General features: G+C 26.0%; 23 protein-coding genes. 14 read left to right on the top strand and 9 right to left on the bottom strand.

Annotated elements, in window-relative coordinates:
• Positions 1-62: 62 nt before the first annotated feature.
• The 6 genes from AVENP_RS07635 (at position 63) to AVENP_RS07660 (ending at position 6,296) form a co-directional block, all read left to right on the top strand.
• A complete protein-coding gene (locus AVENP_RS07635) occupies positions 63-719 on the top strand; it encodes a response regulator transcription factor (protein WP_172664259.1) in 657 nt (218 codons plus the stop codon).
• The gene (locus AVENP_RS07640) at positions 716-2,389 is read left to right on the top strand and encodes a sensor histidine kinase (RefSeq protein WP_128358495.1); all 1,674 of its coding nucleotides are present in this window, start codon (positions 716-718) and stop codon (positions 2,387-2,389) included. The genes AVENP_RS07635 and AVENP_RS07640 overlap by 4 nt, the downstream gene beginning before the upstream one ends.
• Positions 2,390-2,591: 202 nt before the next feature.
• Positions 2,592-3,623, top strand: coding sequence for a sensor histidine kinase (locus tag AVENP_RS07645; protein ID WP_128358494.1), 1,032 nt, complete (start codon positions 2,592-2,594; stop codon positions 3,621-3,623).
• Positions 3,620-4,318, top strand: a complete 699-nt coding sequence (locus AVENP_RS07650) for a winged helix-turn-helix domain-containing protein (RefSeq protein WP_128358493.1) — start codon at positions 3,620-3,622, stop codon at positions 4,316-4,318. The genes AVENP_RS07645 and AVENP_RS07650 overlap by 4 nt, the downstream gene beginning before the upstream one ends.
• A gap of 8 nt (positions 4,319-4,326) precedes the next feature.
• On the top strand, positions 4,327-5,652 hold the full coding sequence (locus tag AVENP_RS07655) for a TrkH family potassium uptake protein (RefSeq protein WP_128358492.1): 1,326 nt from the start codon (positions 4,327-4,329) through the stop codon (positions 5,650-5,652).
• On the top strand, positions 5,649-6,296 hold the full coding sequence (locus tag AVENP_RS07660; protein ID WP_128358491.1) for a potassium channel family protein: 648 nt from the start codon (positions 5,649-5,651) through the stop codon (positions 6,294-6,296). Before AVENP_RS07655 ends, AVENP_RS07660 begins: the two co-directional genes overlap by 4 nt.
• Positions 6,297-6,336: 40 nt before the next feature.
• On the opposite strand, the gene AVENP_RS07665 is transcribed toward AVENP_RS07660, so the two are convergent.
• The 6 genes from AVENP_RS07665 to AVENP_RS07690 all read right to left on the bottom strand — a co-directional run bounded on the left by AVENP_RS07665 (position 6,337) and on the right by AVENP_RS07690 (position 14,388).
• Positions 6,337-6,837, bottom strand: a complete 501-nt coding sequence (locus tag AVENP_RS07665; RefSeq protein WP_128358490.1) for a gamma carbonic anhydrase family protein — start codon at positions 6,835-6,837, stop codon at positions 6,337-6,339.
• 45 nt (positions 6,838-6,882) lie between these two features.
• Positions 6,883-9,468, bottom strand: a complete 2,586-nt coding sequence (locus tag AVENP_RS07670; protein WP_128358489.1) for a M14 family zinc carboxypeptidase — start codon at positions 9,466-9,468, stop codon at positions 6,883-6,885.
• Positions 9,469-9,472: 4 nt separating this feature from the next.
• On the bottom strand, positions 9,473-10,969 hold the full coding sequence (locus AVENP_RS07675) for a helix-hairpin-helix domain-containing protein (RefSeq protein ID WP_128358488.1): 1,497 nt from the start codon (positions 10,967-10,969) through the stop codon (positions 9,473-9,475).
• Positions 10,966-11,895 (bottom strand): ATP-grasp domain-containing protein, encoded by a 930-nt coding sequence (locus AVENP_RS07680; protein ID WP_128358487.1) that lies wholly within the window; start codon positions 11,893-11,895, stop codon positions 10,966-10,968. The genes AVENP_RS07675 and AVENP_RS07680 overlap by 4 nt, the downstream gene beginning before the upstream one ends.
• A 12-nt stretch (positions 11,896-11,907) precedes the next feature.
• Positions 11,908-13,002: a M20 family metallopeptidase gene (locus AVENP_RS07685; protein ID WP_128358486.1), complete on the bottom strand. Its 1,095-nt coding sequence runs from the start codon at positions 13,000-13,002 to the stop codon at positions 11,908-11,910.
• Positions 13,003-13,146: 144 nt separating this feature from the next.
• Positions 13,147-14,388, bottom strand: a complete 1,242-nt coding sequence (locus AVENP_RS07690; RefSeq protein ID WP_128358485.1) for an argininosuccinate synthase — start codon at positions 14,386-14,388, stop codon at positions 13,147-13,149.
• Between the two features lie 179 nt (positions 14,389-14,567).
• On the opposite strand from AVENP_RS07690, the gene AVENP_RS07695 reads away from it, so the two are divergent.
• From AVENP_RS07695 to lptB, 7 genes are all read left to right on the top strand, one after another.
• Positions 14,568-14,723, top strand: coding sequence for a hypothetical protein (locus tag AVENP_RS07695; RefSeq protein ID WP_153802233.1), 156 nt, complete (start codon positions 14,568-14,570; stop codon positions 14,721-14,723).
• Entirely contained in the window at positions 14,724-15,254 is a 531-nt protein-coding gene (locus AVENP_RS07700) for a hypothetical protein (RefSeq protein WP_128358484.1), read from the top strand. It abuts the gene before it with no gap.
• Positions 15,255-15,288: 34 nt separating this feature from the next.
• The gene (locus AVENP_RS07705; protein WP_128358483.1) at positions 15,289-16,464 is read left to right on the top strand and encodes a DUF2971 domain-containing protein; all 1,176 of its coding nucleotides are present in this window, start codon (positions 15,289-15,291) and stop codon (positions 16,462-16,464) included.
• Positions 16,465-16,555: 91 nt separating this feature from the next.
• Positions 16,556-16,804 carry a S4 domain-containing protein gene (locus tag AVENP_RS07710; protein WP_128358482.1) on the top strand — a complete coding sequence of 83 codons (249 nt, stop codon included), beginning with the start codon at positions 16,556-16,558 and terminating at the stop codon, positions 16,802-16,804.
• Positions 16,805-17,788, top strand: coding sequence for an anthranilate phosphoribosyltransferase (gene trpD, locus AVENP_RS07715; protein ID WP_128358481.1), 984 nt, complete (start codon positions 16,805-16,807; stop codon positions 17,786-17,788).
• 8 nt (positions 17,789-17,796) lie between these two features.
• On the top strand, positions 17,797-18,213 hold the full coding sequence (gene tsaE, locus AVENP_RS07720; RefSeq protein WP_128358480.1) for a tRNA (adenosine(37)-N6)-threonylcarbamoyltransferase complex ATPase subunit type 1 TsaE: 417 nt from the start codon (positions 17,797-17,799) through the stop codon (positions 18,211-18,213).
• Positions 18,206-18,928 (top strand): LPS export ABC transporter ATP-binding protein, encoded by a 723-nt coding sequence (gene lptB / locus AVENP_RS07725; RefSeq protein WP_128358479.1) that lies wholly within the window; start codon positions 18,206-18,208, stop codon positions 18,926-18,928. The genes tsaE and lptB overlap by 8 nt, the downstream gene beginning before the upstream one ends.
• Positions 18,929-18,947: 19 nt before the next feature.
• Here lptB and AVENP_RS07730 read toward each other — a convergent pair whose 3' ends face one another.
• The 3 genes from AVENP_RS07730 to kdsB form a co-directional block, all read right to left on the bottom strand.
• Positions 18,948-20,264, bottom strand: a complete 1,317-nt coding sequence (locus AVENP_RS07730) for a GGDEF domain-containing response regulator (RefSeq protein WP_172664261.1) — start codon at positions 20,262-20,264, stop codon at positions 18,948-18,950.
• Entirely contained in the window at positions 20,257-22,248 is a 1,992-nt protein-coding gene (locus AVENP_RS07735) for an EAL domain-containing protein (RefSeq protein WP_128358477.1), read from the bottom strand. The genes AVENP_RS07730 and AVENP_RS07735 overlap by 8 nt, the downstream gene beginning before the upstream one ends.
• Positions 22,249-22,335: 87 nt before the next feature.
• Positions 22,336-23,061: a 3-deoxy-manno-octulosonate cytidylyltransferase gene (gene kdsB / locus AVENP_RS07740; RefSeq protein WP_128358476.1), complete on the bottom strand. Its 726-nt coding sequence runs from the start codon at positions 23,059-23,061 to the stop codon at positions 22,336-22,338.
• Between the two features lie 84 nt (positions 23,062-23,145).
• On the opposite strand from kdsB, the gene polA reads away from it, so the two are divergent.
• The gene (gene polA, locus AVENP_RS07745; protein ID WP_128358475.1) at positions 23,146-25,830 is read left to right on the top strand and encodes a DNA polymerase I; all 2,685 of its coding nucleotides are present in this window, start codon (positions 23,146-23,148) and stop codon (positions 25,828-25,830) included.
• Positions 25,831-25,867: the final 37 nt, after the last annotated feature.

Raw genomic sequence — 25,867 nt, forward strand, 5'->3', positions numbered from 1 at the left:
ATGTCATAAAATGGGGATTATATTTTTTATAGGATTTTAGTATATAATCAAGTATGAAAAATTTGAAAATATTATATATAGAAGATGAAGATTTTATACGAAAAAATGCAATAGAGTATTTAAATTATTTAAGTGATTTCGTTTATGAAGCAAAAGATGGCCTTGAGGGTTATGAACAGTATTTACAAATAGAACCTGATATTATAATTTGTGACATAATTATGCCTAAAATGAACGGTTTAGAATTGATTGAAAAAATAAGACTTAACGATATAAAAACGCAAATAATTGTAGCAACAGCAAGAATAGATACTGAATTTTTGATAAAAGCTGTAGAACTAAAACTTGTAAAATATCTTACCAAACCAATTTCTGAAGATACTCTTTTATTTTCTTTACAAGAGGCTATAAAGCTTTTAGAAACGAATAGTTCTAATATTATCAACTTTAATAATGAAATAAAATTTGATGTATTAAATAAAACTTTATTAAAAAGGAATGAACTTGTAAAACTTACAAATAAAGAACTTTTATTTTTAGAAATATGTTTAAAAAATACAAATCGTGCAATAACATATAAAGAATTTGAGAATTTTATATGGGAGGGAAATATGACAGAAGATGCTTTACATTCAGTTGTAAAAAGTCTTAGAAAAAAACTTCCTGATGATACTTTGATAAATATATCAAAAATAGGTTATAAATTAAATTTAAAATGAAAATAATTATATACGTCCTTTTAATTATTAATTTACTTTATGCAAAAGATATCTCATCTATTGAAATTATTGAAAATAATAATTTCAATTTTAATACAATAAAATCAGCTGAAGGTTTTCAAAAAACTACGGATTTTATTAAATTTAATTCATCAAAAGATTATTGGTTAAAAATTACTTTTAACAACAAAGGGAATGAAAATAAAGATTATATTCTTATAATAGATTCAAAACTATCTATAAATCCTATTTTATTTGATAAAAATGAATTTTTTATAGAAAATAATGCAATAGAAATTAAAAATAGAGATATTATATTCGCAAAAATTTTTACTCCAATTGAAGAAATAAATTTAAAAATATCTACAAAAGAAAAAAATAATTATTTAATTGATTTGATGAAAAAAAAAGAATTATATAACATTAGTTATGGGATTATATTTACTGCATTCCTTTATTATTTTGCTTTTTTTATTTTTAATAAAGAAAAAAGTTTTATTTACTATTCTTTAACTCAATTTTTTATTTTATTTATGATTTATTTTTCCGATAAACAGTATTGTTTATCCTATGGTTTTTATGATTTTATTGTATTTGGATTTTTAATTTCATCAAATCTTTTTACTAAAGAATTTTTAAATACAAAAAAATATACACCATTTTTAGATAAGGTTTTAACAGTTTTATTTTTTGTTGCATTTTTAAGATTAATAATTTCATTTCCTGATTCTTTATTTTTACTAATTTATATTATTTGTGCTGTTTCTATATATATAAAAACAAAAGCTAAACCTATAATTTTTTATATTATTGGGTGGACAATTATTATTTTGACCTATATTTTTGTAGAATTTTTAACTGATTTTATTAATCAAGATATTGATCCTATATTTATTATTGATTTAATACATCTATTCGCTCCTTTAGAATCATTAATTTTTGCATTTGCTCTTTCCTATAAAATGAAAATTAATGAAGATGAAAAAGAAGAGAAACAAAAATTACTTATTCATCAAAGTAGACTCTCTTCTTTGGGAGAAATGATAAGTAATATTACTCATCAATGGAGACAATCATTAACACATTTAGGGTATATATTTATAAATATTAATGGGGCTTTTAAACATAATAAATTAGATAAAATCTATTTAGAAGATAAAATAACTGAAGCAAATAATCAACTTCAGTATATGTCTGAAACATTAGAAGATTTTAAGAATTTCTATTTTCCTAAAAAAGAAAAAAATAATTTTAGTGCTTTAACCTATATTCAAAAAGCTATAAATATTTTTTCTAGTTCATTACAAGTAAATAATATAGATACAAAAATAAGTGGCGATGATTTTTATATCTACGGTCATGAAAATGAGTTCTCTCAAGTTGTATTAAATCTTTTAGTTAACGCAAAAGATGTTTTTATTGAAAGAAATATTAAAAACCCTGAAATTCAAATAATTCTTGAAAAAGATTTAATTTTAATATCAGATAATGCAGGTGGTATTGATAAAAAAATACAAGAAAAAATTTTTGAACCTTATTTTTCAACTAAATCCAATGGTAGTGGTATAGGTCTTTACATGTCAAAGATAATAATTGAAAAAGGTTTCAATGGTAAGCTTTATTTCAAAAATAGTGGAATATATAGCATTTTTTTTATTGATTTAAAATGATTATTTATTTTTCTAAGATAGTAATCTTTATAAAATCTTGATTTTTTTTATATAATTTTGATTCTGTCTTTACAAAGTTTCTAATATAATGGACAAAATATCTCATAAAGGGAATATCACATGTCCATTTCTAATATTATTATGCTAACTATTTTAGGCATATTAACTCTAATTTTATTGATTAAATTACCAAAAGCTTGATATGAAAAATTTTTTAATTAAATACAAGCAGTATAGCTATATATTAAAAGCTTTGGGAATACTATTAATAATTACATTTATTAGTCATGTTTTTAGAAGTTCTTTAGATATTATAAATATTACTTTGATACACATAATTCCAGTTATCGTTGTGGCAATTCATGGAAATATTAAGGCCACTTTAGTTATGACTTTATTAAGTGTTATTTTTCTAAATTTTTTATATATTCCTCCTCTTTACAGTTTTTCAGTTCATAATGAACTTTATGTTTGGAGTTTTTTTATATTTGGAATTGTTGGTTGGATTATTACTATTCAAGCAAAAAATTTAAATACACAAACAAAACAAAACGAACTCAGAGAGAGTTTATTACATATTATTTCTCACGATTTGAGAACTCCACTTTCTTCGATTCACGGAAGTATAAATTTAATATTATCAAATGATAATCTTGATGAAAAAAGCAAATATAATCTTTATGAAGATATAAATTATGCTTCTTTAAGAATGAAAAGACTTATTACTAATATTTTAGATAGTACAAGATTATCAAGTGGAAATATTGATTTAAAACTAGAGTGGTGTGATTTTGAAGATATAGTAGGTGTTGCATTAAATGAGTTTTCACAAAAACAAAATGATGAAGTACTTCAAATAAAAATTGACGAACTTAGTCTATTTTGGGGAGATAATACCTTACTTACCCAGTTAATTATTAATTTACTTGATAATGCTTTTAAATACTCTAAACCTGATACAAAAATATATTTCGAAATAATAAATTTTAACAATTTTATAAAAATAAAAGTTTTTAATGAAACAGAATATATTGATAAAAAGAAAATAAAAAATATTTTTGATAAGTTTTATAGATTTGAAGATACAAATGACATTTCAGGAAGTGGAATAGGTTTAGCTATTTGTAAAAGTATTGTTAAACTTCACAATGGTGATATTAAAGCAATCCCTGAACATAATGGCATTTTGATAGAAATAGAGTTACCAATTGTAAAGAGAGCAAAATTATTATGAAACAACATTTAATACATATAATAGAAGATGATTTATCAGTTAAAAAATTATTAGAAATTACTTTTAAAGAGTATGAGTTTAATTATATTTCAAGTGAAAGTAAAAAAAATGCATTAATGATGTTTTTGAGTCACAATCCTGATTTATTAATAGTAGATTTAGGTTTAAGTGATGGAGATGGAAAGGATTTAATAAAACAAATTAGAGAAATCTCAAAACTTCCAATTATCGTTTTAACAGCAAGACATGATGAAAAAGAGATAGTTGCTGCTTTAGATGCAGGGGCTGATGATTATATTACTAAACCTTTTTCTGTAAATGAGTTATTAGCAAGAATTAGAGCAAATTTAAGAAGAAAAATCAGTGATGAAACGGAACTTAATAGTAAATTTGTTTGTAATGAATTAGAACTTGATATTACTTCAAGAAATATATTATTAAAAGGTGAAAATCTAAAATTAACTCCAATAGAGTACGAATTACTAAAATATTTTATGTTACATACAAATAAAACTTTGACACATAAACAAATACTTCAAGAAGTTTGGGGAACAGGTTATCAAAATGAAATGCAATATTTAAGAACTTATGTAAATACTTTAAGAAAAAAGATTGAAGAAAATTCTACAAGACCAAAATATATAAAAACTGAATCTGGTATTGGTTATAGATTTAGTTGCAATCAAGAATTGTAGGAAATTTTATGCAACATAAATATATAAAATCAATATTTTTGGGTTATGTTTTAATTATTTTTATTGGAGCAATAATTTTATCATCACCTATTTGCCATATTGGTGAATTAAAATTTATTGACGCTCTTTTTACATCAGCCAGTGCAACTACAGTTACTGGATTAATAGTAACAAGTACTTCAGAAAATTTCACTTTTTGGGGAGAGTTTATTATTTTAGCTCTTATTCAAATGGGTGGAATTGGGTATATGACTTTGGTAATAATCTTTTTTTTATTTATTAAACAAAAATTAAATATAGATGAAAAAAGAGCAATGAAGTTATCTTTAGATTTACCAAGTCTACATGTTATTAGTTTTGTAAAAAGAATTGTATTATTCATATTATTTATAGAATTTATTGGTGCAATTATTTTAACTGTTCAATTTCTTGATAAATATGAATTTATGGATGCCCTTTGGTTTGGGATATTTCATAGTATAAGTGCTTTTAATAATGCTGGTTTTTCTCTTTTTACTGATAGTTTAATCTCATATCAAAGTGATTCTTTTTCTTTATTGACAATCTGTTTTTTAGTAATTTTGGGAGGTTTAGGATATTTTGTATTAATTGAGATTTATGAAAATAGAAAATTTTCAAAAAGATTCACTATTCATACAAGAATTATGATTTATGGAACTATTATTTTAATAGTTTCTGGTATGTTGTTATTTTTATCAATAGAGTGGAATAATCCAAAAACTTTTGGAGAATTAAGTTTTTATGACAAAATTTTAAATGCTTTCTTTTTATCAGTAAACTTTAGAACAAGTGGGTTTAATAGTATTGATTTAGCTTCATTAAAAGAATCATCATTGTTTTTTTCTACGTTATTTATGATGATAGGTGCTGGACAAGGAGGTACAGCAGGAGGTATGAAGATTACTACTGTTGCTATTTTGATAATTACAGTTATTTATATTTTAAAAGGAAGTAATCAAGAACCAAATATTTTTAAAAGAACGATTGAACAAAAAGTTATAAATAAAGCATTGGCAATTATTATTTTTTCATCTTTTCTTGTGCTTTTTACTACTTTGGTATTAGTTGAAACACAAAATTTGCCTTTTCTAAAAATTTTATTTGAAGTAGTTTCAGCATTTGGAACAGTTGGAGTTTCAACAGGTAATGGTGATATTTTAAGTTTTTCACAACAATTTGACAGTTTTGGAAAAAGTATTATGATTATTTTAATGCTTGTAGGAAGATTAGGTGTTTTTGCTTTTGGATTAATATTACTTGGAAAAGCAAAAACAAAACATTTTAAATACCCCGTTGGAAGGATTGTTATATGAAAACGATTGCAGTTATTGGTTTAGGAAGATTTGGATTTTATATTGCAAAAAGTTTATCAAGATTAGATGTAAATGTAATTGCAGTTGATAATGATGAAAAAAGAATTCAAGAAATAAGTGAATATGTTGATGATGCTTATATTGTTGATAGTATAAATAAACAAGCTTTAGAAGAGATAGGTGTTTATAATTTAGATACAGTAATTGTAAGTATTGGGGAAAATATAGAAGCTAGTATTTTAACTGTTATGGCTTTAAAAGATTTAAATAATAAAAGAATTATTGCAAAAGCTATAAACTCTACTCATGGAGAAATCCTGACAAAAATAGGGGCTTTTAAAGTTATTTATCCTGAAAAAATTGCAGGAAGAATGTTAGTCAAAAAACTTATTGATAATATGTCAGTTGAAGAAATAGATGTTAGTAATACTATAAAAATGATAAAATTAGTTGCTAACGAAAATTTTATATATAAAAAAATCTCTGAAATTGAATCAGAATTTAAAAATTTAAAAATTATATCTTATAAAACTGATGATATTTGGAGAATGGAAATTAACCCTTCACATCAAGTAAAAAAAGATGATATATTGGTTTTTTTAGGAGAATCAAAACATATCAAAGATTTTTATAAAAAAATATAAAAAATAATAGGGTTTAAAACCTATTATTAAAAAATGAATTTTATCTATAATTATTTTTATATTCTACATAATGAGCAGCATGAGCTATTAGTTTATCAACATCTTCTTGAGTTAATTGTTTAACAACTTTTGCAGGACTTCCCATAATCATACTTCTTGGTGGAAAAACCTTGCCAGATGTTACAAGTGAATTTGCCCCAACGATACTTCCCTCACCAATTACAGCATCATCTAAAATTGTAGCACTCATTCCAATTAGACAATTATCTTCTATTTTACAACCATGAAGCATAACTTTATGTCCAATAGTTACATTATCACCAATTATTGTTTTTGTGTTTGTATCTGTGTGAATACATGATAAATCTTGAATATTTGTATTCTTACCAATTCTAACTTCATTTACATCTGATCTAATTACACAACCAAACCAAACTGAAGAATCTTCACCAATTTCAATATTACCTATCAAATCAGCACTTGGTGCAACCCAAGCACTTGCATGAATATCAGGGTAAAAGTTCTTAAATTTCAAAATCATAGCTTTTCTCCTTAGCTTATTTTATTTATTATAGCAAAGGATTTTCTATTTTGGAACATATTCTAAAATCACAGCTTGGGAATAATTTGGCACATCATCATAGGTGAATATTGCATAATATTTATCTATATCAGTTGCTCCAAAATCATCAAGTGTATACTCATCAACTCCCGCATAAAGTTTTTGTCCATCTTGAGCAGATAGAGGTTTTCTAAATGGATTTTTTATTACTTTTGCACCTTTAAAATCGGGATTTTTAGGATTTGTCCAAGAGATTTTTATTTTTCCATTTTCTAGAGATAATTTTGCATTTGTAACTTTTTCAACGGAAAATCTTCTTTTTGGAATATGTTCAAGGATAAGTTTTGGACACAAAGAGTTATTTGATACTTCCCACGAAACTGTTTTATTTTTTATGATTTTTACAGCTGATGTTGGTTTTAAAACAAATGAAATATCAGACTTACTTTTTAGTTTTTCATTTAAAATTATCTCAGAAAATGTATCAAACATAAAATATTGAGTTTGATTGTTTTTTAACTCTGTGGCACTCACATCATAACCGATATTTTGAATTACTTCTCTATTTGTAATATCTTCAAAATTTTTATTGATATTTTCATCTACAAACTCCAAGTGAAATCTAATATCATCTTTTATATAGATTTTTGTAGAGTTTAACTCAAAATAGGCTTTTGTAATCATGGTGTCATTGTATGGTGGAAGAGACGATAAATTAAACTGAAAAGTTGAATATATTTTATTTCCCTCTTCATCAAAACCAGCTGTTATAACATCATCTATAACCTCAGCTTTACTAACCGTTTTAATTGATTTTGCATAAAGAGTTGTAGTTGTTGGCTCTATTGTATAAGTTAATTCTAATCTTGGTCTATACGCTAATCCAAAACCAAATGAACCATAACCAATATCCCATTGCATCATCTGTTTTGTTCTTCCAATTCTTAGCTCTTTTGGACCTTCAACCCTTAAAACTATAGTGTCATTTTTGATTGATTTTTTTAAATCATTACACTCTAAACCTGAAAGAATCCAATTTCTCCAAATTCCTTGGGTTAGTTGATGAGACTCAGTTGGACGTCCTACATATCTTATTATTTGCATATTATCTACATCATCAAAATTTGTAATATCTCCCATGGTTTCTTGGTTTACAAGTCCTATGTTCCATTCTCCATATTTTTCAATAGTTGTTGAGACTCTATTTATTGGATATAAATTAATTGAAGCTAGTTTTATTATTGCATTTGCTGGAAGTGATTTTACATTTATTGAAATGACTGCGTACGAAATTCCCTTATTATCATCAACTCCTACAAATAGTGAGTTTACTCCAAAGTGACTAGGATTATTGTTTAGATTTTCTGCCACATATCCAGTTCCTTTTGCATTTGCAAAGTAAGTTCTACTATATTCATCATATTCTATTAAAGTACGGATTTTTATTTGTGGATAAAAGGGTGATTTTTGGTTTGTTTTTTTATTTACAACTCTGATATTGTAATAATAATCTTTATTTGAACTTAGATTTATATCATTAAATTCTAAGCTTTGAGTTTTTGTGATTAAATTTGAACTATTGCAAAATTGTTTATCTTTTGTACTTCTAAAAATTTCAAAATATATATCTTCGTTTAATTCATAATCCCATTTTAGATTTACATGATTTGAGCCAATTTCTGTTGCATTAAAAGAGTTAACCCTTCTCATAACATTGTTTTTATCGTAATTATCAACTTCTTTTAGGGCATAAATAAGTGCTGGAATATGTTCTCTAATATTTTCATTCATATCTTCCATATAATCACTTATGTTTCTAGTTCCAACCTCAACAACAGATGAAATAATGCCATTTGAATAATAAAACTCTCTACCACTTCCTGAGATTAATTTTGCTGGTGGTTTACCTTGATGTATTCCATACTCTCGACCTGATATTTTTCTAATCTCTTCAGCCATATTCGCACATAGAGTGTTCATATCTGTTGTATCAATGGTATCTTCATGTCTAAAATCGTGGGCTGGGAAAAATACATTTCCTTGGCTATGATAATCTAAAGCTATTGTAATATTTGAGTGAGCTAAAACAAAATCCCTAAGAGCTTGTGTTTCAGGTTCAGAAAATGGTTCAGGTCCTCCATAAACATTTGAAGTTGTAGCAGTTGATTTTACAAAACCTATAGGAAAGTTTCTATTTAAATCAACTCCGTAAGTTCCATCAGCATTTTGTCTTCTATTTTTTCTCCAAAAAGAGAAGTGTTTTCTTGAATACTCATAACCATCAGGATTGGCACAAGGAACCATATAAACAGTACTTTCATTTAAATAGGTTTGTAAAGTAGGGTCAGTTTCAAGATTTTTTAATACATATATTGCAAACTCAATAGCTAATTCATGACCAATCCACTCTCTTGCATGAATAGTTCCTGTATAAAACAAAGCAGGTTTTGAGTCAGCTGTTTTAATATTTTTTGAAATGGTAATTAGATTTATCTCTCTCTTTTCCCAAGTATTACCTATTGATTCAATTTTGAAATAATTAGGATATTTAGCTTCCAATTCTTTAAAAATGTTCGTTGATTCACTATATGACCTATATAATCTTTTCAAGAACTTATTCTCCTATTTTTAATCGGGATTTTAATTGGGCAAATTTGTTTTTTCCAATTCCTTCTATATTTTTTAAATCCTCTATATCTTTAAAATATCCATGTTCTTCTCTATAATCAGAGATTATTTTTGCTAATTTTTTACCAATACCTTTTATTTTTTTTAAATTATCTTTATCAATTCTATTTATGTCTACTCTCATATCATCAATATTTCTATCCCAAGATTTAAGCATTTGCTCATCAATGGCTTCAAGTTCTAATAAATCAGAACTATCAGTGATTATATTGTCTTGTAGATACTCTTGAATTTGTAAAGCTAAATCCTCTTCCATTCCATAAAGAGTCATTAAATCAGTTAGTGTTGCATTATTGAAATTTATTTTATTTATTTCAAATATTTTCTCTTTTGTATAAATCTTGTTATCTTCTAATTGCATGCAATCTTCTGGTTTTTGGGGAATATCTGATTCATCTGATAAAAGTGCCAGTTCCATTTCATAGGTATCTTTTTTATCATTGATAAAATATTCTCCATCATAACTAGCTGTATATTTACTAAAGCCAATATGTCTTAGAGTTCTTAATAAATTTGAATCAATTTTTCCTAACTCTTCCCAAGAGAATAGGGGAATATGAGGTTTGCTAAATCTTCCTTTTGAAAAATCCCACATTAAATATTGACAAATCCAATCTCTAATATATGGAAATGCTGCAAAGGCAGTTGCGCACTCTAAAATATAAGCTTTTCCAGTTTTTGCACAAATAGCAATATCACAAGCCCAATATTCAGCTTTTGCAGCTTTTGAGGCTTTTACAGCTAATTCTAGAGCATTCATTGGAACATTTTCATAAGACATTGAACCGCCTTGTGAAGTGTTTGTAATCCATTGATTTTTACCTGAATATCTCCAAAAGGCACAAATTGGTTTATGACCAATAAGCATTACTCTAATATCACCAGAATCTTTTAAATCAATAGCATTTTGAGTATATATTGGATTATATTTTTTCTCATCAAGAAGTTTTTTTGCTTCTTTGAAATTGTTTGCTTTATGCACAAAATATCCACCATAATTTGATGGTCCATAAGATCTTTTGATGATTTGTGGATAAGAGGCTTTCTCTTTTAAATATTTATAACCTTTTTCTTGGTTGTAAAATATTTTTGTTTTTGGAATTGCTAAATCAAATTTTTTACAAAATAGGGTAACATTTTCTTTAGATTTATTTGAAAATTGCGTTTCAATAGATGGAACAAATCTTACATTTGGCAACTCTTTTGATATTTCTACAAAGGTTTCATAGGCAGTTGCTGGAATATTCCCAACTAGAATTTCAATTTTTTTTCTTTTTACCTCTTCAATAAATCTTTTTTTATCATTTTTCCAATGATATGTAACAGATTCTATTTTGTCAGGCCAACCTTTGAAATTAGATTTGTTAAAGAATTGTAATACAAAATCTAAATATAAAAATCCTATTTTTGGTAATTTTTTCATTTTTCATTTTCCTTTTTAATAGTTTTCCTATCTATTAAATCAACGATTAAATCTATTTTTTTATCGTTAAAATTTAAGCCCATTTTTTCTTGGTCTGGAGTTGCAAAAGCAGGAATTCCATTTACTTCTAAAACTATATATTCCTCTTTTTTTCTATCAAAAATAATATCAACACCAGCAATATCTAATCCTAAAGTTTTAGTAGCTTTAATTGCTAGATTAACTATCTCATCATTTGCTTCTCTTAAAAATACACTTCCACCACTTGTTACATTTGTTTTCCAATGTCCAGTTGCTGCTTTTCTTCCATAACAGCCAACATATTGTCCATCAACAATATCTACTCTATAATCTGTGTTATCATAATCAACATATTTTTCCACGTAAAAATGCTTAAGATTTATTTGGCTTAAAAAAGGAATTAACATATTTAATGCTTCTTCATTCTCAATCTTTGTAACTCCAATTCCTCCCCAACCATCAACAGGTTTATATACCATTTTCTCCCATTTTTTCATGATAGTATTTAATCTATGAGTATCATTGCTGTGGCAAAGTTTATAATCAGCTGTTCTTATTCCATGTTTTCGCAAATAAAATGAAGTTTGAAATTTGTCTTCACTTAACTCAAAGGCTTCATAAGAGTTTATCATTGGAATGATTCTATTTAGGGCTTTGTACAAGTAGACTTGATACGGAGTTTGTTCTCCTGCATTGTAAGAAAAAAACAGATCTAATTTATCAAGTTTTACATTTTTATCTTTCATCTCATAAATAATATGACCATTTTTTGCAATAGCATTTTTTAAATTTACATTTGCAAGAACATCAATATCTCTTTCTTTTAACAATTTAATCATTTTTTTTTGGATTTGCTCTCCACCACTATTTTGATATAACCACATACCAATATTTCTTTTTGCCACTTTGTCCCCTTTTTATGAATTTTTTTGAAAATGATTTAAGATTTTTGTCATCAGCTCTATTCTTGACTCAAAACTACTTTTTAAAGCTCTCTCTTTTATAGTGTGATCTCCATCACCAAAAGGCCCAAAACCATCAAGTGTTGTAACTCCACAACTTGCAACTATATTTGCATCACTAACACCACCTCTTTTTTCAGTTAAGATTTTAGAGTTTGTAATAGTTTCAAGTTGAGTTATGAATTCTAATTGATTTGTATTTTCTTGCATTACATCTCTTTGGATTGAGCCAGTAAGAGTTGAAATAGTTCCACTAACATAAGAAGTATTTGTGATTTTATTTAAGGCGTTTAGAACTCTTATTTTTTCGTCATTGGTGGTGTATCTGATTTCTAAAAGTAGTTCACATTTTGGAGAGATTGTATTTGCACCAATTCCACCATTTATTTTTCCAACATTAACAGTTGTTTGAAGTTCTAAATTTGTAAGTTTTACTAACTCTTGAAGTTTATAACTAGCTTCTAAATTAGCATCAATTCCTTTATCATAATGATTTCCAGCATGAGCTGCTAAGCCATCAATAGTAATTGTAAAAGTTCCAACACCTTTTCTTTGGGTTACAACTTCCATATTAGCTCCAGCTGCTTCAAAAACAAAACAGTAGTCATAATTTGATGCAAGTAAAGCTGTTATCTCTTTTGAGTCATCACTTCCTGTTTCTTCATCAGAAACCAATAAAAAATCTATATTATATATTTTATTATTTTCTTTAAAAATATTTCGAAGAGATTGAAGTGCAACAATATTTCCACCTTTCATATCACAAGCACCAGGTCCATAAACCCATTTTTCATCTTGAAAAAATCCCTCAAAACTGTTTGGTGGGAAAACAGTATCATTGTGACCTAAGAGTAAGATTTTTTTTCCAGATTTTTTAGAGGAGGAGAATAGCAGATGATTACCTATTTGCTCTTTTTCGTACGTTGTTAATTTAAAGCCTAATTCTTCTAGCCATTTAGACATTATAGAACCAACTTCATCTACACCTTGTTTGTTTTTTGTATATGAGTTGATGTTAATGATTTTTTCTAAATCGTTTAAATAATCCATGATTCATCCATTAGTAAGGTGAACAATTCTATTTATTAAAGATTACATTTAAGAGACAATTACAGTTGAGTTACAATTAAATAAGAGTGAAAATAAGGGAAGTAAAGAGGTTTTTTAATATAAGGTGGAAAATCCACCTTAATATTAGTTTCTGTTTTGGTTTTTACCAGCGATGATAAATCTTAAAGCATTTAATCTAATAAATCCTTCTGCATCTTTTTGGTTATAAACTTCATCTTTTTCAAAAGTTGAATAAGCATCATTGTATAAAGATTTTTTAGATTCTCTTCCAATAACAGTTACATTTCCTTTATAAAGTTTAATTTTTACATTTCCTTCAACATGTTTTTGAGTTGCATCAATAGCAGCTTGTAACATTTCTCGCTCAGGAGAGAACCAATAACCTTGGTAGATTAACTTAGCATATCTTGGCATTAACTCATCTTTTAAGTGAGCAGCTTCTCTATCTAGTGTAATTGATTCAATTGCTCTGTGAGCTTTTAACATGATAGTTCCACCTGGAGTTTCATAACAACCACGAGCCTTCATACCAACATATCTATTTTCAACAATATCAGCTCTACCAATACCATTTCTATTTCCATACTCATTTAATTTTGTAAGTAATGTAGCTGGTGTCATTTCAACACCATCAATAGCAACTGGGTCACCATTTTTGTATGTTATAGTTAAATATTCAGGAACATCAGGAGCTTTTTCAGGTGCTGTTGTCCATAACCACATAGACTCTTCTGGCTCATTATTTGGATTTTCTAAATGTAAACCTTCATAAGAGATATGTAAAAGGTTAGCATCCATTGAATATGGGCTGATTTTTGGATTACCATTTTCATCAACGTGTTTTTGAGCAATTTCAATTCCATTTTTTTTAGCATACTCAAGTAAGCTTTCTCTAGAATTTAATTCCCATTCTCTCCAAGGAGCAATAACTTTAATATCAGGTCTTAATGCTAATGCACCTAATTCAAATCTAACTTGGTCATTTCCTTTTCCAGTTGCTCCGTGAGAAACAGCTTCTGCTCCTGTTTGGTTTGCAATATCAATTAATTTTTTTGCAATTAAAGGACGTGCAATTGAAGTTCCAAGTAAATACTCACCCTCATAAATTGCATTTGCTCTAAACATAGGGAAAACATAATCTTTTACAAACTCTTCTTTAATATCTAAAATGAAAACATTTTCAGGTTTAATACCACAAGCTATTGCTTTAGTTCTAGCTGGTTCTACCTCTTCACCTTGACCTAAATCAGCTGTGAAAGTGATAACTTCAGCGTTATATTCATCTTGAAGCCATTTTAAAATAATTGAAGTATCAAGACCTCCACTATACGCTAAAACTACTTTTTTAATATCTTTTTTACTCATAAATCTATCCTATGGTTACATTATTTTTAAGGGTGCTATTCTAACTAATCTTTACTATAAATAAATTTAATCTATTAAATAGTAAATAGAGTTGGTTACTAATATGTAATTTTTGATATTTTTTGTTAAAAAAATCATATTGTGTTATAATTTTCACAATATTAAAAAAGGAGTATCAAGTGTCATTTAGAATTACTGGTAAAGGTAAAGTTACAGAATCACCACTTCCTACTATAGATAAAAAGACTTTAAAAAAAATGGAAAAGAAAATAATAAATTATAATCCATTACTTGTAGGAATAAAAGATAAAAAACTTTCAATTAAAGCTATATAATTGGAACTAGAATTATCACCTTATTCCTTAGATACATTAAAAACAAATAAAAAATTTCTTTCTGCTAATCCTATAGAGTTTTATGATAAAGATTTAAAAAGGGCAAAAAAAGAAAAATTACTTCTCCAATCGACTTTCAAACAAGCATTAAATAGAAATACAAAACTTTATAGAGTAAAAGATAAATCAAAAGAAGTAACAGATAATTTAGGATTTTTTGCAATTAGTGTAGGAAATATAGATGTAAATGGTAGTAAAATTCCATCCGCTATTTTAGACTACTTAATTTTAAATAATAAATTTAGAAAATATCTTTGTGAACCAAATCAATATACTTTAGGAATAGAACTATTTAGAGAAATATTAGCAATTATCAATGATTTATCTAATACTATTGGCATAAGATATATTATATTAGAGCCATTAAATCAAGAAAAAGATTTAGTTGATTTTTATACAAAATTTGGTTTTAGTTTTATTCCTCAAAAAAATTCTACTTGGATGTATTTAGATATAAAAGAGCTTAGTTGAGTAATATTAAATAAATATAATTTAGAGAGTAAAAATGGATAATAATTTAGTTGAAATATATGCTACTACGCATTATAATAAATGTAATAAACATAATGATATTTATATACGTAAAAATTTACCTTGTCCATATCCTAATTGTGAAAATGGAATAAAAGAAGATAAGTTTATTGATTTTGAATATAAAATACAAGATAAAAAAGTTACGAAAGAAATTAAACATTTATATACTCGTAAGAAATTTAAAGGTATTGAAAATGATTACAAATACATTTGGTTAAAAGAAGATGATTTATTTCCTTCTATATCAAATATAATAGTTAATGAAGTACATGTTATTAATAAATGGAATATTATTGAATCAATTTATCATTATACTAAACTTGATAATTTATATTCAATATTAAATTCAAATGAGTTATGGCTTACTGAATATACTGCACAGACTGATTCTATAGAAATTGTTCTTGGATTTGATTTATTTAGTAAATATGATAAAAATGATATTAATATCTCAAAAAAACTTTTTTCTAAAAATTTAAGTTTTTTTCTTACATGTTTTTCTTATGAATCCGAATGTAGAACTTTATTCAATCTATACTCAGACTATTCTCAAGGAGTCTCAATTGAATTTGATTCTAATTTTAACATTGATAATAATTTTTGGTATAGTGATGATCAACTACTACAATTAATGCCAGTAATTTATGATGATCAAATACAAAGGAAAATTGTCGATTATTGTATTTATCTTTTCAACGTTTCAGAAAAATGGATTGATATGAGTAAAGATACTTTTAATAATAAAAATGAGTTAATAACAAAATATAAAAGAAAAGAAGTAATAAAGATATTCTTTAAAAATAAAATGGAAGAGTTATTATCTTTTTTTAAACATTATAGTTATAAAGATGAGAGAGAAGTAAGATGGCTGTATCGAAAAGATGATGAATTTATAAATGAGTACTACGGAGAATGTTTAAATAAAAGAAGTGATGAAAGAACAAAAAAAACATATTATACTTCAACTGATATAGCAAGAAAACTTTCTCCTTCAGAAGAAAAAATCAATTTAAAATTACCGATTAAAAGTATCACTTTAGGGACAAATATTCAAGATAAAGATAAAATTATTTGTAAAATTAAAGATTTACTTAAAAATAATTGTTATGAGAATGTTGAAATTAAAGTATCAACTTTACCTTATTAATTAAGATTTTTAAATTATTTATTGAAGTATAAAATCCAATACATATAGATTTAAAACAGCTATTTATTTAATCTTAGATATAATCTATGTTATGAGAATAGATAAATTTTTAAATGCCGTTAATATTACAAAACGAAGAGCAGTAGCTGAGGATATGCTTGAGCACAAAGTTGTTTTTATAAATGACCAAGCTGTGAAAAAAGCAAAAGAAGTTAAGGTTGGAGACACAATCGAGATTAGGTATTTAGAAAAAACTGAAAAATTCAAAGTATTACAAATACCAACTAATAAGTCAACTCCAAAATCAAAAATTGATGAATATGTGCAAAGGATCGACTAAATGTTTAATGCATCCAAATTAAAATTTGATGATATATTTGAAAATAGATTATCTCAAGAAGAAATAAGAGAATATTTATTAGAACTTTACGAAAGAGGCGAAACAGCAGCTGAAATTGCAGGAGCTGCTAGTGCTATGAGAGATCATTATATCCCTCTTCCCATTCATGAAGATTTAAGAGAAAAAGCTATTGATGTTGTAGGAACTGGTGGAGATAAAAGTTATAGTTTTAATATTTCAAGTACAGTTTCTATTTTGCTTGCAGCTTGTGGTTCTTATGTTGCAAAGCATGGGAACAGAAGTGTTACAAGTAAATCAGGAAGTGCTGATATGCTTGAATCTTTAGGAATAAATCTTAATTTAGATTTACAAAGTACTGCTAAAATGCTAGAAGACACAGGTTTTGCTTTTATGTTTGCAAACAATCATCATCCAGCAATGAAATATATAACACCAGTTAGAAAAACAATTCCACATAGAACTATTATGAATATTTTAGGCCCTTTATGTAATCCAGCAGGTGTTACAAAACAAGTAATTGGAGTATTTGATAAAGATTATATAAATAGAATTGCAGCTGCTCTTGATATGCTTGATACAAAAAGAGCGATGATTCTGTCATCAAATGATGGAATGGATGAAATCTCAGTTTCAGATATAACTTATGCAACACTTTTAATAAATGGAAAAATTACAGATATTGAAATAAACCCTGAAAACTATGGTATTCCAATCGCTTCTAAAAATGATATTATTGGTGAAGGTCCTGAGTATAATGCAAAACTAACAAGAGATATTTTATCAAAAAAAATAGTTGGTGCAAAACTCGATATTGTTCTATTAAATACAGCAGCTGCTTTAATTATTGATGAAAAAGCAAGGGATTTTAAAGATGGTATTGATATGGCAAAAGAGGCAATAATCAGTGGTGCTGCAAAAGAAAAATTAGAACAAATTATAAAAGTTTCTAATCAATTAAGCTAGGAATTTTTTTGCAAAAAGAGTTTGAATTAGGATTAAATCAACTTGATATTTTAGTAAAAGAGTTGATTAATTGTATAAATAATGAAGATAGTATAATTATTTTAAGAGGTGATTTAGCAAGTGGAAAAACTACCCTTGTTAAAAATTATGTAAAAGCTTTGGGTTTAAATGACTTAGTTACATCTCCTACTTTTTCATTACAAGCTATTTATTCAAATGATATTTTTCATTATGATGTTTATAACAAAACATTAAGTGAATTTATCTCACTTGGTATGCTTGAAGAGTTTGAAAAAAAAGGTGTTCACTTTGTAGAGTGGGGTGATGAAAAACTTGAAGAAATTCTTAATGATTATGGATATAAAGTGATTTTACTTGAAATAGAAAAAAAAGATAATAAAAGGCTATATAAAATAAATGCATAAACTACATATAAAAGATATAACAAAAACTATCAAAAAAACTCAAATACTTCATGGTATTTCACTTGAAGTGAAATCAGGGGAAATAGTAGGATTATTAGGTCCAAATGGTGCAGGAAAAACAACTACATTTTATACTGTTTGTGGTTTAGTAAAACCAACAGCTGGAAATGTTTTTTTCGATGATGAAGATATTACAGCATTACCTTTACATAAAAGAGCTTTAAGGGGAATTGGTTATTTACCACAAGAATCATCTATTTTTAAAGATTTATCTGTTGAAGATAATCTAATGTTAGCGGCTCAGATTATTACAGATGATAAAGAAGAACAAATTAGAAGAGTAGAAGAGTTACTTGAACTTTTTAATATTGAGCCAATTCGTCAAAGACAAGGAGTTTCACTTTCTGGTGGAGAGAGAAGAAGAACTGAAATTGCTCGAGCATTAGTATCTCAACCAAAATTTTTACTTCTTGATGAACCATTTGCTGGAGTTGATCCAATAGCTGTAAAAGATATTCAAGAGATAATCCATCAATTAACGAAAATAAATATTGGAGTTTTAATAACAGACCATAATGTTAGAGAAACTTTACAAATCTGTGATAGAGCATATGTTATGAAATCGGGAACTTTATTGGCTAGTGGAACAAGTGAAGAGATTAGAAATGATGTTAAAGTACGAGAGCACTATTTAGGTGAAGATTTTAACTTTTAATTATAAAATAAAGTAGTTTTTACGAAACTATTTTATTTTTTCCTGTTTTTTTTGCTTCATATAAAAGCTTGTCACATTTTGAAATGAATTTAGTTTCATCATCATCTTCTAAAAATTGAGAAACTCCAAAACTAGATGTTATATTTAAATTGTGACTTGTAAAGATATATTCACTTATTGCTATTCTAATTTTTGAAGCAACTGCAATAGCACCTTCAAGATTAGTTTGAGGTAAAAGTATTAAAAACTCTTCTCCTCCCCATCTAACATTTATATCTTGTTCTCTAACATTAGCTAATGCAACTTTTGAAAGCTCTTTTAACACTTCATCTCCAGTTTGATGTCCATAGGTATCATTTACCAATTTAAAATCATCAATATCAAACATAATTATTGATAAATCATTATTATATCTTAGTGCTCGTTTTATCTCTTTTGAATAAATTTCATCAAATCTATTTCTATTAAATAAACCTGTTAATTTATCATGGCTTGCTTGATATTCTAGTAGATTAGCTTTCTCTTTTAATTTTGTTATATCAGTTAATGAAAACACATAATAATCTTCTTTATTTTCATAATAATCAACATTAATAGCAAAGATTTTTTCTTCATTCAAAGAACTTTTTATTTTTACGATTCTATCTATTTCATGCAAATTTCTTATATAGTCAATCCAAGAATCTTGTTCAATAATTTTCTCTTTTGTAATAAATCCAAACTCTTCTTCAAAGAAATCAAAAATATTTTTTTCACCATTTACAAATTTATCAAAGTCTAATATTCCGAAAAAATCAAGAAATTTTTTGTTTACATTTGTAATTCTTTCTTTGTTTGTAACAATTATAATATTATCTTGCGCATCTAATATAGATCTTACTTTTGATATTTCTTGCTCGATTTTACTTTCTAGTGATAAATTTAATTCTATTAATTTCTTTTTTAAAATAATAGGTTCCATCGCTTTTATAATACTTTCTATTAATTGATATAAATCAATAGGTTTCATAGCATATGTACTAACACCAATTTCAATTGATTTTTTAAAAAAATTAGTATCATTGTGGGCACTTGTAATAACAAGAGGTATTTCTGTGTTTATCTTTTTTATAGCTTCACACATAGATAAACCATCCATTTTGGGCATATTTATATCTGAAACAATTAAATCAATATCGTCTTTATTTTCATTAAATATTTCAAAACCTTCAAGACCATCAGAAGCAACATAAACTTTTCTTAATAATGAACTTAATAATTTAGAAGTAAATTCTCTAACATCATTTTCATCTTCTACATATAAAACAGAGATTGTTTTTAAAATTTCTTTATTCATGATTTTTATCTCCATTTTCATTATATTCCATAACATTAGGTATTGACATTGGAGCAGAGAAAAAATACCCTTGGGAATAATCAGCTCCTAATTTTCTAACAATGTTAAAAATCTCTTCATTTTCAACAAATTCTGCAATTGTTTTTAAATTTAAATTCTTTGCAAATTCTATTATGGTTTTTGTAATTTTATAAGAATTTTCATTAATTGCAATATTTTTTATTAAAGAAGCATCAATTTTTAGATAATCAATATTCATTTTTAAAAGATGCTCAAAATTAGAATATCCACTCCCAAAGTCATCAATTGCAACTTTACAGCCTAAAGATTTAACTTCATCCACAAAAGAGATTAGTAAATTGTAGTTTTTAATACTTTCATCTTCTAAAATCTCAAAAACAGCTCTGTTTTCTACATTATATTTATTTAATAATTCTTTTATAAAATCTAAAAAATCAGGATTTTCAATATCTTCATAAGAGATATTTACAGAAAATTCAAAAGGCAAATGTTCAAATTTCTGAAAAGATTTTTCTAAAACAATTTTTGTAAGTTTTGTATATTGATTAGATTTTTTTGAAATATCTAAAAAGAAATAGGGTGCTACAACTTTTCCATCTTCATCTATTAATCTTACTAAACACTCATATTTATCAACTTTTAGTGTTCTATTATTTACAAGTGGCTGAAAATATACTTCAATATTATCATTTATAAAAGCAGATTTTAATTTTTTTGTCCAAAGCATATTATTTTCATATTCTTGGAATTTGTCAAGTTCATCATAAAAAACAAGATAATCTTTGTGATCTTTTTTTGCTGATTGTAGGGCAATATCCGCTGTTATTAGTTTATTATTTTTATTTGAAAAAGAGATTCCAGCTGTTATTCTAATATCAATTTCATATAACTCAAAAATAAATACTTTTTTATAAACTGACTCAACTATATTTTTTATTAATTCTATAAAATCTTCTTGTGAATCTTTTGTATTAGTAATACAATAGTTATCAGATGGAAATTTATATAATTTTATATGATCTCCTGATTTTTTAATCTTATCATTAATTAATTTTGCAACATCAATTAGTATTGAATCACCAACTTTATGGCCAAAAAAATCATTTACCTCTTTAAATGAATTAATATTTAAAAGACAAACAGCTTCTAAAACTAAATTATTTGTTTGTAATTCTTCAATTAATTTGGCTCTATTTGGGAATTTTGTTAAGTTATCAGTGTATAAAAGTTTATATAATTCATGTTTATGTTCGATTTCATGGCTAATATCATGTAAAATCATAATAGAAGTATTATTATGTGTAAGAAGGATTTTCTGTAAAGAGAAATATTTTTTTGTATCATTGCTTTTTATACAAACTTTAATATTTTTATTTTCACACTCTTCAAATATCTTATTATCAAAATTAGTAATACAACCATCTTCCTTTTCAAAAATATCTGTAATATTTTTGTATTTATTGTTAATTTCTTCTAAAGAAAAACAATTCAAAAGTTTAAAAAAGTGATCATTTGAAAAAATTACTTTTTCATTTGCCAATGAAAAAATAGGGTAATCAATATTATTTATTATAGAGTTAGAAAACTCTTCTTCTTTTTTTAATACACTGTTTGTATCGACTAAATTTGTATAATACTTTATTTTTAATATTAATTTATCTAAATCTAAAGGTTTATATAAAATATTTTCTTCTTTAATTATTGAGTATTTTTCGAGATGTAAATCATAATCAACTAAAAAAATAGTATGAATATTTCTTTCTAAGTAGAATTCTAAGGGATTAAAATAATTATGAACATTTATATCAATTATAAGTAAATCAGTGTATTCAAGAGCATCATTAACATCTTCACACTCAAAAGAGAGTGTGATATTTATATTTTTTATTATTTTTGAAGCATATTGTTTGAAGTTTTTAAAGTGCTCTTGTTCATCACTTATTATTAGTACATCATAACGCATTAACGACCTTAATTTAGTATATTTTATCTCTTAGTTTTACATAAAATTACTTTTAAATCACTTTATTCAATATTAAACATAAAAAAATTATTTTCCAAAGATTTTAATTGCGTTATTTAAATCTGCTTGAGTATCAATACCAAAAGATTTAGAAACAACTTTTACCATAGCAATTTTATGTCCATTATCTATTGCTCTTAATTGTTCAAGTTTTTCTATATTTTCTAATTTTGATGGATTTAATTTACAAAAAGCATTTAATGATTTTTTAGTAAATCCATAAATTCCTAAATGACCGCTATAATTTGCTAATTCATGATGATCTCTGTGATATGGTACTTTTGCACGTGAAAAGTAAATAGCATTCGAGTGTTCATCTAAAACAACTTTTACATGATTTGGATCATCAGCTAATTCTGAGCTTATCTCTTTATAACATGAAGTAATCATAATATCTTCATTGTTTTCTTTTATTTGTTTTACTCTATTTATTACAGCTTCTACAACTTCAACTTCTATAAATGGTTCATCACCTTGAACATTTACAATTATCTCATCTTCACTTAAATTTAATATATTTACAGCTTCATTTATTCTATCAGTTCCACTATTGTGTGAACTTGAAGTCATAACTGCATCAAAACCATATTGTGAAGCTAAATCAATAACTTCTTGTGAATCTGTAGCAATTACTACTTTATCCAATCTACTTACTTGTTTGGCAGTTCTAATTACCATTGGTAATCCTAAAATATCAACTAAAATTTTATTTGCAAATCTACTAGAATTTAATCTTGCAGGTATAATTATCATTTATCTTCCTTTTAAAGTAAAACCTTATTTTTAGTGACATTATTATAATATAAAATCTTTAAACAGTATATGAAAGAGAAATTTATGAAAAAAACAATTACAGTAATTGATACATTTGGATTTTTATTTAGAAGTTATTTTGCCCTTCCACCACTTAGATCAAAAGAGGGTTTCCCCACAGGTTTATTAACAGGTTTTATAAATTTTATAGCAAATATTGGAAAAGATTTCCAAACAGATTATATAGTTTTTGCATTAGATGCAAAGGGAAATACTTTTAGAAATGACCTTTATGACAATTATAAAGCTCAAAGACCTGATGTTCCAGAAGATTTATTAAAACAACTTCCAATAGCTATTTCATGGATTGAATTAATGGGATTTAAAACGGCAATTAGAACAGGTTTTGAAGCAGATGATATTGTAGCATCAATTGCACATGATGCAAAACTAAAAGGTTTGGAAGTGAGAATCGTATCTCACGATAAAGATTTATATCAATTAATTGAAGATGATACAATTTATTTATTTGACCCAACAAAAAGAGTTGTTATAAATGAAGCAAAATGTTTAGAAAAATATGGAGTTCATCCATCACAATTTACAGATTATCAATCACTTTTAGGGGATAGTGCTGATAATATTCCAGGAGTAAAAGGAATTGGAGCAAAAACAGCAGAAGCTTTAATTCAACAATTTGGGACTTTAGAAAATATCTATGCAAATTTAGAAAATATTGAGAAAAAAAGATGGAAAACTTTACTTGAAGATAGTCGTGAAATGGCATTTTTATCAAAACAGCTTGTTACTTTATCAAGAGATTGCCATATAATTGATGATTTGAGTAATTTTTTATTACCTGCCGAAAATCCAATATTGAAAATAAGCGATATTTTACATCAATATGATATGGCAAAAGTTCTTGATAGAATAAACAAAAATGGTATGTCTTTTAAAACAGAAATTCCAAAAGAGATTGAAAAAAACGATAATATTGAGTATGTTTTATTAGATGATGAAAATAAATTATCCCTAGCAATAAATACAATTCCACGAGATGCAATAGTTGCCTTTGACACTGAAACCACAGATATTGATACACAAAAAGCTCAAATTGTTGGTTTTTCATTTGCCTATGAAAAGAATAAAGCTTATTATGTTCCAATTGCCCATTTTTATTTAGGAGCACCTGAGCAAATTTCAAAAGATGCAGCACGTCAAGCAATTACTCAATTAAATAGACACAAATTAGTATTACAAAATTTTAAATATGATTATGCAGTTATTAGACACAATTTTGATATTGAGTTGAAACTATACGCAGATACTATGATTTTATCTTGGCTTTTAAATACAAATGAAAAAGTTGGACTTGATTATCAAGTTGATAAATATTTTAATCATAAAATGATTTCTTTTAAAGATGTTGTAAAAAAAGGTGAAAACTTCTCAAATGTTGATGTTTATAAAGCTTGTGAATACGCAGCTGAAGATGCCTTGATGACACTAAAACTATTTAATAAACAATTAGAAATTTTCAAAGAAAAAGAAGATGCAGATTTACTAAAACTTGCCTTTGATTTAGAATTTGAGTTTATTTATGTTTTAGCTGATATGGAAAATAATGGAATAAAAGTTGATGTTAATTTACTACAAGAGTTAAAAGGTACAAACAATAAATATATTCAAGAACTTACAGCAAATATCTATAAAGTTGCAGGTGTTGAGTTTAATATTAACTCTCCAAAACAATTAGGAGTTGTTTTATTTGAAACATTAGGTCTTGCAACATCTAAAAAAACAAAAACTGGTTATAGCACAGATGAAGCTGTTTTAAGTGGTTTGGTAAACGAACATGACGTAATTCCTCTTTTATTAAACTATAGGGAAGCTTATAAGCTTCAATCAACTTATATTGAGCCATTGTTGGAACTTGGATTAAAAAATGCAGATAATAGAATTCATACTTCATTTTTACATACAGGAACAGCAACTGGAAGATTAAGTTCAAAAAATCCAAATTTACAAAATATTCCAGTTCGAGCAGGAAGTGGTTCAAAAATTAGAGAAGCATTTATCCCAAAAGATGGATATAAACTTGTGGGAATTGATTACTCTCAAATAGAACTAAGATTGCTAGCTCACTTTAGTGGTGATGAAGCCTTAGTTGATGCTTTTAGAAATGATTTAGATATTCACTACCAAACTGCGGTTAAAATTTTTGGACAAGAGCAAGCAAAAGAAAAAAGAGGAATTGCGAAATCTATAAATTTTGGATTATTATATGGAATGGGAAGTAAAAAACTTGGAGATACTTTAGGAATTCCTTCAAAAGAAGCAAAACTTTATATTGATTCATATTTTGAAGCATTTAAAAGTGTAAAAGATTATTTGAAATCAATAGAAGATTTTGCTCATGTAAATGGCTTCATAAAAACATTATTAAATAGAAAACGATTGTTTGATTTCGATTCAGCAAATGCAATGATTAAAGCTGCATATTTAAGAGAAGCAGTAAATACACTGTTTCAAGGAAGTGCAGCTGATTTAATTAAATTATCTATGGTTAAAATATATGAAAAATATAAAAATAATAATAATATGAGAATGCTATTACAAATTCATGATGAACTTATATTTGAAGTTAAGGACGAATTTGTGGAAGAAATAACTAAAGATTTAAAAGAAATAATGGAAAATGTGTATAAATTAAATATACCTTTAAAAGTATCTGTATCTATTGGAAATTCATGGCAAGAATTAAAGTAAGTTTAAATTTATAAAAATACTTAATATTTTCAAGATA

Origin of the sequence: Arcobacter venerupis (assembly GCF_013201665.1) — a bacterium.
GTDB lineage: Bacteria > Campylobacterota > Campylobacteria > Campylobacterales > Arcobacteraceae > Aliarcobacter > Aliarcobacter venerupis.